13 protein-coding genes are annotated in these 13,802 nt (G+C 71.6%); 1 reads left to right on the forward strand and 12 read right to left on the reverse strand.

Translation table 11 applies throughout. The features are described from left to right. Nucleotides 1–170: 170 nt before the first annotated feature. The 11 genes from ACIPM1_RS14195 to ACIPM1_RS14245 form a co-directional block, all read right to left on the reverse strand. Nucleotides 171–3,023 (reverse strand): DEAD/DEAH box helicase, encoded by a 2,853-nt coding sequence (locus ACIPM1_RS14195; RefSeq protein WP_402433529.1) that lies wholly within the window; start codon nucleotides 3,021–3,023, stop codon nucleotides 171–173. Nucleotides 3,024–3,129: 106 nt separating this feature from the next. Next, nucleotides 3,130–4,071: a twin-arginine translocase subunit TatC gene (tatC, locus tag ACIPM1_RS14200; RefSeq protein ID WP_402433532.1), complete on the reverse strand. Its 942-nt coding sequence runs from the start codon at nucleotides 4,069–4,071 to the stop codon at nucleotides 3,130–3,132. A gap of 47 nt (nucleotides 4,072–4,118) precedes the next feature. Further along, entirely contained in the window at nucleotides 4,119–4,394 is a 276-nt protein-coding gene (tatA, locus tag ACIPM1_RS14205) for a Sec-independent protein translocase subunit TatA (RefSeq protein ID WP_356189989.1), read from the reverse strand. 305 nt (nucleotides 4,395–4,699) lie between these two features. Then, on the reverse strand, nucleotides 4,700–4,894 hold the full coding sequence (locus ACIPM1_RS14210) for a hypothetical protein (RefSeq protein WP_356189987.1): 195 nt from the start codon (nucleotides 4,892–4,894) through the stop codon (nucleotides 4,700–4,702). Nucleotides 4,895–4,903: 9 nt separating this feature from the next. Next, the gene (locus ACIPM1_RS14215) at nucleotides 4,904–5,227 is read right to left on the reverse strand and encodes a hypothetical protein (RefSeq protein WP_402433536.1); all 324 of its coding nucleotides are present in this window, start codon (nucleotides 5,225–5,227) and stop codon (nucleotides 4,904–4,906) included. After that, entirely contained in the window at nucleotides 5,224–6,312 is a 1,089-nt protein-coding gene (locus ACIPM1_RS14220; RefSeq protein ID WP_402433539.1) for a helix-turn-helix transcriptional regulator, read from the reverse strand. The genes ACIPM1_RS14215 and ACIPM1_RS14220 overlap by 4 nt, the downstream gene beginning before the upstream one ends. An 18-nt stretch (nucleotides 6,313–6,330) precedes the next feature. Next, nucleotides 6,331–7,308, reverse strand: coding sequence for a helix-turn-helix transcriptional regulator (locus tag ACIPM1_RS14225; RefSeq protein WP_402433542.1), 978 nt, complete (start codon nucleotides 7,306–7,308; stop codon nucleotides 6,331–6,333). A gap of 135 nt (nucleotides 7,309–7,443) precedes the next feature. After that, entirely contained in the window at nucleotides 7,444–7,815 is a 372-nt protein-coding gene (locus tag ACIPM1_RS14230) for an FKBP-type peptidyl-prolyl cis-trans isomerase (RefSeq protein ID WP_356189979.1), read from the reverse strand. 91 nt (nucleotides 7,816–7,906) lie between these two features. After that, nucleotides 7,907–8,914, reverse strand: a complete 1,008-nt coding sequence (locus tag ACIPM1_RS14235; protein WP_402433546.1) for an FKBP-type peptidyl-prolyl cis-trans isomerase — start codon at nucleotides 8,912–8,914, stop codon at nucleotides 7,907–7,909. Between the two features lie 211 nt (nucleotides 8,915–9,125). Then, nucleotides 9,126–10,487, reverse strand: a complete 1,362-nt coding sequence (gene pafA, locus ACIPM1_RS14240) for a Pup--protein ligase (protein WP_402433549.1) — start codon at nucleotides 10,485–10,487, stop codon at nucleotides 9,126–9,128. A 9-nt stretch (nucleotides 10,488–10,496) separates the two neighbouring features. Continuing rightward, nucleotides 10,497–11,756 carry an MFS transporter gene (locus ACIPM1_RS14245; protein WP_402433552.1) on the reverse strand — a complete coding sequence of 420 codons (1,260 nt, stop codon included), beginning with the start codon at nucleotides 11,754–11,756 and terminating at the stop codon, nucleotides 10,497–10,499. Nucleotides 11,757–11,881: 125 nt separating this feature from the next. On the opposite strand from ACIPM1_RS14245, the gene ACIPM1_RS14250 reads away from it, so the two are divergent. Beyond that, nucleotides 11,882–12,898 (forward strand): LacI family DNA-binding transcriptional regulator, encoded by a 1,017-nt coding sequence (locus ACIPM1_RS14250; RefSeq protein ID WP_402433555.1) that lies wholly within the window; start codon nucleotides 11,882–11,884, stop codon nucleotides 12,896–12,898. 143 nt (nucleotides 12,899–13,041) lie between these two features. Here the strand turns inward: ACIPM1_RS14250 and prcA are convergent, their stop codons facing one another. Next, nucleotides 13,042–13,794, reverse strand: a complete 753-nt coding sequence (gene prcA, locus ACIPM1_RS14255; protein WP_402433557.1) for a proteasome subunit alpha — start codon at nucleotides 13,792–13,794, stop codon at nucleotides 13,042–13,044. Nucleotides 13,795–13,802: the final 8 nt, after the last annotated feature.

Consider the following 13,802-nt stretch of genomic DNA (forward strand, 5'->3'; position numbering starts at 1 on the left):
CGTACAGGCGTGCGAAAGTGGTTCACCTTCAAGAGTGAACGGGCGGTTCCGGATCAACGGCGCCCGTAACCCCGCCCCGCCGGGGCGGTAATGCACGCGAACGGGAGCACACAGACGGGTGCGGGGCGCGCGAACGGTCTCGCGCACCCCGCACCCGTCGAACGTCCGTCTCAGCCCACGGACGAGTACGCCACCACTCCCCGCAGCAGCAGCTCGACGGCCTTGCGCGCGTTCTTCGTGACGGTCGAACCCTCCACGGGAGCCGCCGCGGCGATCTGCCCCAGGACGTCGATGACCTGCTTGCACCAGCGCACGAAGTCGCCCGCGGGCATCTCCACCTCGCGCAGCACCTCGTCCAGACCCTTGCCGGAGGCCCACATGTAGGCGGCCCAGGCGAAGCCGAGGTCGGGTTCGCGCTGGCCCACGCCCTCGGCCTGGTTGATCCGGAAATCCTCCTCCAGGGCGTCCAGGCGCCCCCAGATCCGCACCATCTCGCCGAGCGCCGCCTTCGCGTTGCCCGAGGGCACCTTGGGCGTCATCGCGTCGTCGCTGACCCGCGCCTCGTACACCAGCGCCGAGACGCAGGCGGCGAGTTCGGCCGGTCCGAGGCCCTCCCAGACCCGCTCGCGCAGGCACTCGCTGGCGAGCAGGTCCAGTTCGCCGTAGAGCCGGGCGAGCCGCTTGCCGTGCTCGGTCACCTCGTCGCCCCGCAGGTAGTCGAGCTCGGTCAGCAGCGCGACGATGCGGTCGAAGGTGCGCGCGATGGTGTTCGTCCGGCCCTCGATGCGGTGCTCCAGCTGCTTGGTGTCGCGCATCAGCCGGTGGTAGCGCTCGGCCCAGCGGGCGTGGTCCTCACGGTCGTTGCAGCCGTGGCAGGGGTGGGCGCGCAGCGCGGTGCGCAGCCGGGCGATCTCCCGGTCGTCGGCCGCCTGCGAGCGCCGCTTGCGCTGCCGCTCCGGCGCGATGTGCCCGGCCTTGGTACGCAGCGCGGAGGCCAGGTCCCGGCGGGACTGCGGCGAGCGCGGATTGAAGGACTTCGGGATCCGCATCCGCTCCAGCGGCTCGACCGGGACCGGGAAGTCCATGGTCGCCAGCCGCTTGACCTGGCGCTCGGCGGTCAGCACCAGCGGGCGCGGGCCGTCGTGGTACTCCAGGCCCCGGTGGCCGTTGGTACGGCCCGCGGGCAGGCCCGGGTCCAGGACCAGCGCCAGGCCCGCGTACTTGCCGGTGGGGACGTGGATGACGTCACCGGGCTTGAGCTTCTCCAGGGCGACGGCGGCCTCGGCGCGCCGCTGGCTCGCGCCCTGCCGGGCCAGCTCGGTCTCCCGGTCCTTCAGCTCCCGGCGCAGCCGCGCGTACTCCTCGAAGTCGCCGAGGTGGCAGGTCATGGAGGCCTTGTAGCCGTCCAGGCCCTCCTCGTTGCGCTGCACCTGCCGGGAGATACCGACCACCGACTTGTCGGCCTGGAACTGCGCGAACGACGTCTCCAGCAGCTCGCGCGAGCGGTGCCGGCCGAACTGCTCGACCAGGTTGACCGCCATGTTGTACGACGGCTTGAAGCTGGAGCGCAGCGGATACGTCCGCGTGCCGGCGAGCCCGGCCAGGTGCTCGGGGTTCATGCCGCGCTGCCACAGCACCACCGCATGGCCCTCGACATCGATGCCGCGCCGGCCGGCCCGGCCGGTGAGCTGCGTGTACTCGCCGGGGGTGATGTCGGCGTGCTGCTCGCCGTTCCACTTGACGAGCTTCTCCAGGACCACCGAGCGGGCGGGCATGTTGATGCCGAGCGCGAGGGTCTCGGTGGCGAAGACGGCCTTGACCAGGCCGCGCACGAACAGCTCCTCGACGACCTCCTTGAAGGTCGGCAGCATGCCCGCGTGGTGGGCGGCGATGCCGCGCTCCAGGCCCTCCAGCCACTCGTAGTAGCCGAGGACGTGCAGGTCCTCCGACGGGATGGAGGCGGTGCGCTCCTCGACGAGCGCGCGCACCTCCTGCCGCGCCTCCTCGTCGTTGAGCCGCAGGCCCGCGTACATGCACTGCTGGACGGCCGACTCGCAGGCGGCCCGGCTGAAGATGAACGTGATCGCGGGCAGCAGCCCCTCGGCGTCCAGCCGTTCGATGACCTCGGGGCGGCCCGGCGTCCACACCCGGGAGCGCTGCCGGCGCTCGCGCTCGCGGTCGGCCTCGCGCATGGCGCGGCCGCGCCGGCGGTCCTGGTAGGAGGGGCGGCTGGCCTCCATGCGGGCCATGCGCGTGAGGTCGGGGTTGACGGCCTTGCGGTGGCCCTCGCCCTCCTCGAACAGGTCGTACATCCGGCGTCCGGCGAGCACGTGCTGGAACAGCGGCACGGGCCGGTGCTCGGAGACGATCACCTCGGTGTCACCGCGGACGGTGTCCAGCCAGTCGCCGAACTCCTCGGCGTTGGACACGGTCGCCGACAGCGACACCAGGGTCACGGACTCGGGGAGGTGGATGATCACCTCCTCCCATACGGCGCCGCGGAAGCGGTCGGAGAGGTAGTGCACCTCGTCCATGACCACGTAGCCGAGGCCGAGGAGGGTCTGGGAGCCGGCGTACAGCATGTTCCGGAGCACCTCGGTGGTCATCACGACCACCGGGGCGTCGGAGTTCACGCTGTTGTCGCCGGTGAGGAGGCCGACCTTGCCGGTGCCGTAGCGGCGGCACAGGTCGGAGTACTTCTGGTTGGACAGCGCCTTGATGGGGGTCGTGTAGAAGCACTTCTTGCCCTGCTGGAGGGCGAGGTGGACGGCGAACTCGCCCACGATCGTCTTGCCGGAGCCGGTGGGCGCGGCGACCAGCACGCCCTTGCCCGCCTCGAGTGCCTGGCAGGCCTCGATCTGGAACGGGTCGAGGCCGAAGTCGTACATCTCGCGGAAGCCCGCGAGAGCGGTGGCCTGCTCGGCAGCGCGCCTGCGTGCTGCCGCGTACCGCTCGGCCGGTGAGAGATCCTCTGTCATCGTGCTTTCGAGCGTACCGGGCCGCACTGACAACAGGACGATCATTATCCGGATCGACGACTTCCGGGGCCGAGAACGCGAAGACCCCGGTCCGCACGGACCGGGGCCCCTCCGACCCGCTTCTCACCCCGGCACCCGCGCCGGGCGGCGGTCAGGTGACGTCGTCGTAGCCGTTGACCCGGTCCGTGGTCGCCTGCTCGGGCACGCGGGCGGCGCCGACCGGTTCGATCTCACCGATGTCCGCGGGGGTGAGATCCAGTGCGGAGGCCTCGTCGTCGCCCGGTCCCTCGGCCTCGCGCCGCCGCCTGCGCTTGTCGTTCGTCAGGGCGAACCCGGTGGCCAGGAAGTACAGCAGGACGATGGGGGCCGCGAGGGACAGCATCGAGATCGGGTCGACGGTGGGCGTGGCGAAGGCCGCGAAGACCGTGACCCCGAGCACCATGCCCCGCCACCAGCCGAGCATCCTGCGCCCGGTGACGATCCCGGTGAGATTCAGCATCACCAGCAGCAGCGGCAGCTCGAAGGAGAGCCCGAAGACGATCACCATGCGGGTGACCAGGTCCAGCAGATCGTCGAGCGGCAGGAGGTTGACCGCGCCGGCGGGGGTGAAGTCGATCAGGACGCTGGCCGCCGCGGGAAGCACGTGGTACGAGAACCAGGCGCCCGCCATGAACAGGGGGAAGCCGGCCCCGACGAACGCCAGCGAGTAGCGCTTCTCGTGCTTGTGCAGGCCCGGCGCGACGAAGGCCCACAGCTGGTACAGCCAGACCGGGCTCGCGATGACGACACCGGCCGTCAGCGCGACCTTGATCATCAGCGTGAACGGACCGAGCAGGCCCTCCACGGTGATGTTCCCGCAGGCGCCCTTGTTCTGGTGGGCCAGCTCCATGAACGACTTGGAACATCCCACCGAGTGCTGGACGGGCTCGGTGAGGAAATTGATGATGTCCCGGTAGTAGAAGGCGGCCACGACCGCGCCGACCACGATGGCCAGCACGGCCTTCGCGAGCCGGTTGCGGAGCTCACGAAGATGGTCCGCGAGGGGCATCCGCCCCTCCGGATCCTTCTCCCTCTTGCGGGCAGACTTCGGCAACCCACGTCCTCATCTCGTGCGGTGGGCCGGAGGAGTCCGGCCCTGCGTCAGCGCTGGGTGGTGTCCGTCGGCTCGTTGACCGGGCGCGAGCTCGTCACGTCGCCGGGAGCGGACTGAATGGTGCGCTGCGCGGGGGGCTGCTCGTTGCCGGACGCGGGGGCGGAGGTGTTGCCGTCCTCCTTCATCGCCTTGGCCTCGCTCTTGAGGATCCGGGCGGACTTGCCGAGGGAGCGCGCCATGTCCGGAAGCTTCTTCGCGCCGAACAGCAGCACGATGACGACGAGGATGAGAATGATCTCGGGGGCTCCGAGCCTTCCGAACATAAGTCTCTACCTTCTCACCGAGGCGGCTGGGTGGGGGTGCTGTCCGACCGGTCGGACGCATCTGTGATCGATCGTTCTTGACAGCGATCGTAACGCTCAGGGGTGAACGCGAGGCAATCCCCGTGCGTACTCCCGTCCACGGCCCGGGCCTCGTTCACCGGGCTGCGATCAGCAGGGTACCTGCTGAGGCGAACTGCATAACAGGGCGAGGTGGCACAAACGGGCGCGCCGAGCCGGACTCACACGACTTTCTTGACCGGTACCGCGGCGACCCCCGCGGCCGTGGGCGCGTGGACGCCGCACCTTCACAGCGACTCCGCGGACCGGGCCGTGCTCACGGCCGCCCGCTCCAGGTCCTCGGCCGCCCGGTTGATGCGGCGCGCGGACTCCGAGACCTGCCTGCCGAGACGCTGCGCCTCGACGAAGACCCGGACGGCGAGCACGCCGAGCACGGCGAGACCCAGGAAACCCGCGGCTACCGCGAACATCGGCCAGAACATGATCCGAGCCTAGACCGTGGGGTGCAGGCGCAGCGTCCTGACCCCGCCGCCGGTGAGGAGCTCGACGATCCGCTCACCGGCCGGCTTGCGGACCGCTGCGCCGCAGTCGGGACAGGTGAAGGAGTAGAAGGTGGTGCGGCTGCTGGCGCCGATGGCCAGGCGCAGCGAGCTCGCGGCGAGTTCGAAGCACTCCCGGCAGTCGGGGCAGCCCGCCCGGAACACCACCGGGGCCACGCTTCTCATCCCGGCGAACGCGGCCGCCACCGACATGTCCCGCACGTCCTGTACGCCGCGCACGTCCCGCACTCCGGACGACGTCGCCGACTCGCTCAAAGCCCCAGCTCCTGCCTGTCGTGCCACCCGTCCGCCCCGTCGTGGACCGGGTGCGCCCCGCCGGGTTCCGGCGCCCCGCCGGCCGCGTCGGCCGCGTCGGCCTCCATGCCGTCGTACGCCGCCAGCGCCTCGCGCGCCGCCTGCCGGGCGCTGTCGGCCAGCTCACGGGGCGCGACGATCCGGCCGTCGCGCCCGAGGCGCAGCGCCAGGCGTCTGAGCGACGCCGGGTCGGGGGTGCGCAGAGTGATACGCAGTCCGCCGTCGGGAAGCTCATCGGCGCTGTCGTGCGGGTAGTACTCGGCGACCCAGCGGCCTCCGGGGCCGGTCTCGACGACGACCTCGGGGTCCTCGGCGGCGGGCTGGACCAGCGCCTCGGACAGGTCGCGCAGTTCCATCTCGGGCGGCGCGGACGGCTCGTCGAGGATCTTGATCTCGGCGACCCGGTCGAGCCGGAAGGTGCGGCGCGCCTCGGAGCGGCGGCACCAGGCCTCCACGTACGTGTGGCCGACGCTGACCAGGCGGATGGGGTCGATCTCGCGCTCGGTGACCTCGTCGCGCGCGGGCGAGTAGTAGCGGATCCACAGGCGGCGGCGCTCGGAGATCGCCCGGTCGACGTCGGCGAAGACACCGCCCTCGGACTCGAAGGTCACCGACAGCCGGGAGCTGGCTCCGGCCGCCTCGCCGGCCGCCGTCTCCACCTTGGCGGTCGCCCGCAGCAGCGCCTGCCGGTCGCTCTCGCGTAGGCCGGGCAGGGTCGCCACTGCGCGGGCGGCGACGAGCAGCGCGGTGGCCTCGTCGGCGGCCAGCCGCAGCGGCTCGGCCGCGTCCGCCCCGAGGGCCGCGGGGTTGTGCCACCAGATGCGCTCGCCGTCGGTGTCGATGTCGAGCAGGTCGCCGCCGCGGAAGCTGGTGCCGCACATGGGCAGCACATCGAGGTCGGAGACCAGTTCGTCCTCGGTGATGCCGAAGGCGCGCGCGACGTCCTCGATCCGGGCGCCGGGGCGCTCCCGGAGATACGTCACCAGTGAGAGCATCCGCCGGGTCTGGTCGATGGCGTTCGTGGGCCTGACCGGTTTGCCTGCCACTTGCTCTTCCGCTCCCCCTCAGCCCTTGGCCACGGCACGCAGCCGGTCCACCACGTCGGCCCGCAGCTCGGCCGGCTCCAGCACCACCACGTCCGGACCGAACTCGACCAGCCAGGCGTCCAGCCCGTGCCCGTACGGAATCTCCAACTCGTCCCAGCCGTCGCCGAGTTCCCGCACCGCGGTGGCTTTCGCCCGAAGGGGGTACCCCGCGCCCGAGCGCAGCCGGATCCGCGCGGAGCGGTCGGCGATCTCGCCCGCCCAGCCCGCCACGGTCTCGCGGACCGTGACGACGTCCGGCACCGGGGCGGTGAAGCCGGCCCCGCGGGTGCGCACCCGGCCGGTGATCCGGGACAGCCGGAAGACCCGCTCGGCACCGCGGTCGCGGTCCCAGCCGGCCAGGTACCAGTGGCCGCGCCAGCACTCCAGCGCCCACGGTTCGACGAGCCGGGGCTCGGGGTGCGCGGCGGTGGCCTTGCGGTAGTCGAAGACGACCGGGCGCCGGTCCCGGCAGGCGAGCATCAGCGGCTCGAAGGCGGCCTCGTGCACCGGGATGCGCGGCTCCAGGGCGCCGTGGGCCTCGTAGGGGTCGACCTCCTCGGGCAGTCCGGCGGCGCGCAGCTTCTGCAGGGCGCCGCTGGCCGCGCCGGCGAGGCGGGCCTGCTGCCAGACCTTGGCGGCCAGACCGAGGGCGGCGGCCTCCTCGGCGTCCAGGGTGATGGGCGGCAGGCGGTTGCTGTCGCGGCGGGCCAGATAGCCCACCTCGCCGTCGAGGCCCTCGACGGTCTCGATGACCAGCCCGAGCTCGCGCAGGTCGTCCTTGTCGCGCTCGAACATGCGGTTGAAGGAGTCGTCGCTGCCGGACGTGCCCCGCTCCGGCCCGAACGTCTCCACGTAGGCCTCGATGGACTCGCGCAGCTCGCGCTTGCTGAGCGGCCGCCGCGTCCCCAGCAGACACAACGCCAGGTTCATCAGCCGCTCGGCCTTGGCAATGGCCATCGACGCCCTTCGCCTCCCTATGGTGCTTACGACCGTCGACCGTACCGCTCCGGGGGGCGGTGACAAAAGCCGAGGGCCCATGCCCGACCAGGCATGGGCCCCAGGTGATCGCATCCGGTCGGACCGGGCGGCGGATCAGACGCCGAGCAGGTCCACGACGAAGATCAGGGTCTCGCCGGGCTTGATCGCCGGCGTGGGGCTCTGGTCGCCGTAGGCGAGGTGGGCCGGGATGGTCAGCTGACGACGGCCGCCGACCTTCATGCCCTGCACGCCCCGGTCCCAGCCCTGGATCACGCGGCCCGCGCCCAGCGGGAAGCGGAAGGGGGTGCCCCGGTTCCAGCTGGCGTCGAACTCCTCGCCGGTGCTGAAGGCGACGCCCACGTAGTGGACGGTGACGGTCTGCCCTGCCTGCGCCTCGGGCCCGTCGCCCTCCCAGATGTCCTTGATCTCGAGGTCCGCCGGGGGCTCGCCGCCCGGGAAGTCGATCTCGGGCTTGTCGATGCTCACGTCTTTCGCTCCTGCTCATCTACTACAAGGCAACGGACAGTCTTTCATCCCCGGCGCCCTCCCGCCCGCGGCGGGCGGGCGCGCCGCGGCGTCACATCTTGGCGAGGATGTCCACCGAGAACACCAGCGTGGAGTCCTTCTTGATGCCGCTGTTCGGCGGCGGGTTCTCCCCGTACCCCAGGGACGGCGGGATGACGATCAGGACCCGGCTGCCGACCTTCTTGCCGGTCAGGCCCTGGGCCCAGCCCTTGACGACCTGCTGGAGGGAGAACGACGTCAGCGCGTGCCTGCCGTACGTCGAGTCGAACTCCTTGCCCGAGTCCCACAGCACGCCCTTGTACTGGACGAGCACCGTGTTGTCGGCGGCCACCTCCTCGCCGTCGCCCTCGATGACGTACTCGGCGACCAGCTTCTTCGGCGCGGGCTTCTTGGAGACGTCGACGGAAGGGGCCTGGCCGTCGGTGTTGGTGCCCACCTTGGGCAGGGCCGCGTCGTTCTGCGGGACGTCCTTGCCCTTGGCCGAGCTCTTGGCGTTGAAGGTGTCCACCACGTCGACGACGAAGACCAGCGTGTCGCTGCCCTTGATGCCCGCCTGCGGGTTGCCCTGCTTGCCGTAGCCCCAGGTGGGGGGCACCGCCATCTGCACACGGCTGCCGACCTTCTTGCCGGCGAGGCCGTAGCGCCAGCCGTCGATGATCGTGCCCTGGGAGAGCTTGATGAGCAGGGGCGTCTTGCGGTCGTACGAGTTGTCGAAGACCTTGGCCGTGGCCCAGACCTGGCCCAGGTAGTTCGCCTGGACGTAGTCGCCCTCCGCGACGGGGCGGCCGCCCCCCGCGACGACCGTCTTGACCGCGAGGTCCTTCGAGGGCTCGCCACTGCCCTTGGCCACGGTCGGCTTCTCGCCGAACTTCGCGCCCGCGGTGATCGCCGGGAGCGGACCGGAGACGATCTTCGGCGACGGCGCGGCGGACGGCGCCGAGGCCGACGCGGAGGGCGACGCGCTGTCGCTCGCCTTGCCCGAATCGGCCTTGTCGTTGCCGCATGCGGCCAGCGTGACCAGTCCCGCGGGTACGGAAAGAAGAAGTGAGCGTCGGCGCACGGTGGGGGCCTCGTAATCGGTCGATCCTGTGGATGGCGTGCGCGCCACCTTACTGATCCACCGGCGCCCATGCGGGTTTCGGCCCGCTCGAGTTTCGACCGGGGACCCGGGAGTCGTCCCCCGGAACAGCGCTGCCGGCGTGAGAAGGGCGCCGCACGTGAAACGTGCGGCGCCCGTGCGGCGTTCCGGCGACCGGCCCGGAACTCGCCCCTCACATACCGGCGATCAGCTTCTCCACCCGGTCGTCCACCGAACGGAACGGGTCCTTGCACAGGACCGTCCGCTGGGCCTGGTCGTTGAGCTTGAGGTGCACCCAGTCGACGGTGAAGTCCCGCCGCTGCTCCTGGGCCCGCCGGATGAAGTCGCCGCGCAGCCGCGCCCGAGTCGTCTGCGGCGGAACCGACTTGCCCTCGAAGATCTTCAAGTCGTTGCAGATCCGGGCTGCTTGGCCCTTCCTCTCCAGCAGGTAGTACAGGCCGCGACGGCGGTGGATGTCGTGGTACGCGAGGTCTATCTGGGCGACCCGCGGGTGGGACATCGTCATGTTGTGCTTGGCCCGGTACCGCTCGATGAGCTTGTACTTCATCACCCAGTCGATCTCGGTGCCGATGCGGTCGAGGTCCTCGGTCTCGATCGCGTCCAGCGTGCGGCCCCACAGCTCCAGGACCTGCGCGACCGTGCCGGTGCGGATGCCGCGGCGGTCGCAGAAGTCCACCGCCTTCTCGTAGTACTCGCGCTGCACCTCCAGCGCCGAGGCCTCCCGGCCGCTGGCCAGGCGCACCTTGCGGCGGCCGGTGATGTCGTGGCTGACCTCCCGGATCGCCCGGATCGGGTTCTCCAGCGTCAGGTCGCGCATCACGGTGCCGGCCTCGATCATGCGCAGCACCAGGTCGGTGGCGCCGACCTTCAGCAGCATCGTCGTCTCGGACATGTTCGAGTCGCCGACGATCACATGCAGCCGGCGGTAGCGCTCGGCGTCCGCGTGCGGCTCGTCGCGCGTGTTGATGATGGGCCGCGAGCGGGTCGTCGCCGAGGAGACGCCCTCCCAGATGTGCTCGGCCCGCTGACTGACGCAGTACACGGCCCCGCGCGGCGTCTGCAGGACCTTCCCCGCCCCGCACAGCAGCTGCCTCGTGACCAGGAACGGGATGAGGATGTCCGCGAGACGCGAGAACTCCCCGTGCCGGGCCACCAGATAGTTCTCGTGGCAGCCGTAGGAGTTTCCCGCCGAATCGGTGTTGTTCTTGAAAAGGTAGACGTCGCCCGCGATTCCCTCCTCGTGCAGGCGTCGCTCCGCGTCCACCAGGAGTCCCTCGAGAATGCGCTCCCCGGCCTTGTCGTGGGTGACCAGTTCGATCACGTTGTCACATTCGGGTGTCGCGTATTCCGGATGTGACCCCACGTCGAGATAGAGCCGGGCGCCGTTTCGCAGAAAGACATTGCTGCTGCGGCCCCATGACACGACACGGCGGAAGAGGTACCGCGCCACCTCGTCAGGCGACAGGCGGCGCTGTCCCCTGAACGTGCACGTGACGCCGTACTCGTTCTCCAGCCCGAAAATGCGGCGGTCCATGAGGGAACATTACGCCCGATCACCCGAGCTGAAACGGGGTTCGACGGCACGATTTGGATCATTTTCCGATGAAGCCGCAACGACCGCCCGTCCGGCGGGAGCTGCGAGGACCCCTCCGGTGGCCAGCAGGACCAGCAGCGACACCGCTCCCGCCGCCCCCGGCACGGCGAAGCCCCACAGGGCGCCACCCGCCTGGACCACCGGGCCCGCGACCCCCGTTCCCACCGACGCACCCACGGTGAACGTCGTCACCAGCCAGGAGAACGCCTCCGTGACCGTCCCGCTCGGCGCGTGCCGGTCCACGATGACGAAGGCGCAGGCGATGCAGGGCGCGAGGAAGACCCCGGACAGCGCCGTCAGCGCCACCATGGCCACCACGCCCGGCATCAGCGTCAGCGGCAGGTAACACACCGCCAGAAGGGCGACCAGCACCCGCAGTCGCCGCTCGGGCGCCCCGGCCCACTGCCGCGCCCCGTAGACGGTGCCGCCGAGCAGCGCGCCCAGCCCCAGCGCCGCCATCAGCCAGCCGTACACGGCGTCGCCGCCGTGGCCGTCCGCGTAGGGCACCGCCGCGACCGTGATGGAGCCCAGCGCGAGACCGATGAACAGGAAGGCGCCGAGCAGGGCCAGCAGGCCCGGCGAGCGCAGCGCGCCCAGCCAGTGCGCCTCGCGGGGCGCCGAGCGCCAGGCCCGCGAGGGCGGCGAGAGGACCACCGAGAGCGCACCCAGGACCCCGACGGCCTGCAGCACCACCAGCGCGGCCGCCGCCGACCACAGCGACACGCACAGCGTCACCAGCAGCGGGCCGACGGTGAACATGACCTCCTGGGCCACCGCGTCCATGGCGTACGCGGTGTGCACCTGCTCCTCCCGGCGCAGCACACTCGGCCACAGCGCCCGCAGACCGCCCTCCAGCGGCGGCGTGAAGAGCCCGGCGGCCGCCACGGCCGCGCAGGCCAGGGCGGGCGGCTCGGTGCCGGCCAGGGCGAACACGGTCATCGCCAGGGCCGACGCGAGCGCGGCGGGCAGCTGGACGCGCGGCTGCCCGCGCAGGTCGACCAGACGCCCGAGCACGGGCTGCCCCACCGCGTTGGCCACGCCGTACACGGCCGCCAGCGCCCCGGCGAGGCTGTACGTGCCACCCTCCGCGCGGACGAACAGCACGATCGCGATGGCCGCGGTGGCGTTGGGCAGGCGCCCCACGAGCGTGCCGGCCAGCAGCCTGGCCGCGTGCCGCGCCCTGAGGATCTCCAGGTAGCCCGTGGCCATCGCCCCGCCCTTCACCGGCCCGCCCGAGACCCTGGGAAGGTCTCGATCAAGTTTTACGTATAACGCCCGCCGTCATACGTACCATGTGCGCTGTTCACACGTCCAGACGAAGGAGCACGCCCCCGGTGGCACGAGGTAGCACGCGCCCGACCAGCCGTGACGTCGCCCGGGCCGCCGGGGTCTCCCAGGCCGCCGTCTCACTCGTCCTCGGCGACAAATGGCGCGGCCGGGTCTCCGAGACCACCGCCGAACGGGTACGCCGGGCCGCCGCCGACCTCGGCTACCGGCCCAACCTCGCCGCCCGCAACCTGCGCCTCGGCCGCACCCGCACCGTCCTGCTCGTCGTCCCCGCCCTCACCACCGAGTTCTTCGCCGGCGTCTACACCGGCGCCGCCCGGGTCGCCGCCGAGCACGGCTTCGGCATGGTCCTCTACCCCTCCCCCGAAGGCATCGGCCCCGCCAGGAACCCCTTCGCCTCCGCCCAGGCCGCCCTGGACGGCGTGCTCGCCTCCTCCATGGCCGCCGACGCCCTCACCGCCATCCGCGGCGACCAGCTCCCCCTCGTCATGCTCGACAGCGACCCGGAGGGCAGCCTCGGCGCCGCCACCGTGAACCTCGACATCGCCGACGGCGTGCGCCAGGTCGCCGAACACCTGCTCGGCCTCGGCCACCGGCGCTTCCTGCACCTGGCGGCCGACGTGCCGTCCTGGACCTTCGAGGTGCGCGCGCGGGAACTCGCCGCCCGCGCCGGCGCGGTCCCGGGCACCTCGGTCCGCACCGCCCGCGCCCCCATCTCCATCGAAGGCGCCCGAGCCGCCGCCGAGGCCGCGCTCGGCCTGCCCGGGCCCCGCCCCACCGCCCTGGTCTGCGACGACGACAAGCTCGCCGCAGGCGCCTACAAGGCACTGCGCCGCCTCGGCCTGCGGATCCCGGACGACATCTCCGTCACCGGCGTCGACGACCTCGCCCTCGCCACCGCCCTCGACCCCGAACTCACCACCGTCCGGCTGGACGCGGAACTCTTCGGCGAGCGCGGGATGCGCGCCCTGCTGGCCGTCCTGGAGGGCCGCACGCCCGAGGGCGGGAACATCCCCGTGGAACTGGTGGTACGGGCCTCCACGGCCCCGCCGGCCGCCCCCTGAGAGCCAGCCTCCCCAGCCCCTGCTCCCGAGAGTCCTGAGCCCCGTCCCCCCTGCGGCACCCGCGCCCCGACACGGGCCCCGGCACACCGGTGCCCCGGCCGTGACACCGGCCGGGGCACCGGACAGACCAGGCTGCCGCGCGGTCACTCCTCCTCGGCGTCCGCCTCCTCGGCACTCTCCGCACCCGCCGCCGCGCCGTCCGCCCCCAGCAGCCGCGAAAGCTGCCGGCCGACGATACGCCGGAACTTGCGCTTCTGCGGCCGCGTACGGTCCAGCACCGCCACCTCCAGACGCTCCGCGGGGATCTCCCGCTCACTGCCGCTGGTGTCGCGCGACAGCGCCTGCACCGCCAGCTTCAGCGCCTCGGCCAGCGACATGCCGTCCCGGTGCCGCTGGTCCAGATAACTGCTGATCTGCTCCGCATTGCCACCGACCGCCACCGAGCCGTGCTCGTCCACGATCGACCCGTCGTGCGGCAGCCGGTAGATCTGGTCGCCCTCCGGGGTCTCCCCCACCTCGGCGACCACCAGCTCCACCTCGTACGGCTTCTCCGCCGCGCTGGAGAAGATCGTGCCCAGCGTCTGGGCGTAGACGTTGGCCAGGCCGCGCGCGGTCACGTCGTCCCGGTCGTAGGTGTAGCCGCGCAGGTCGGCGTAGCGGACACCGCCGATGCGCAGGTTCTCGTACTCGTTGTACTTGCCGGCGGCCGCGAAGCCGATCCGGTCGTAGATCTCGCTGAACTTGTGCAGCGCGCGGGACGGATTCTCACCGACGAACACGATGCCGTCGGAGTACTGCAGCACGACCAGGCTGCGACCACGGGCGATGCCCTTGCGGGCGTACTCCGCCCGGTCGGCCATGGCCTGCTGGGGTGAGACATAGAACGGCGTCGACACCGGTTATC

Origin of the sequence: Streptomyces sp. NPDC086766 (assembly GCF_044746005.1) — a bacterium.
GTDB lineage: Bacteria > Actinomycetota > Actinomycetes > Streptomycetales > Streptomycetaceae > Streptomyces.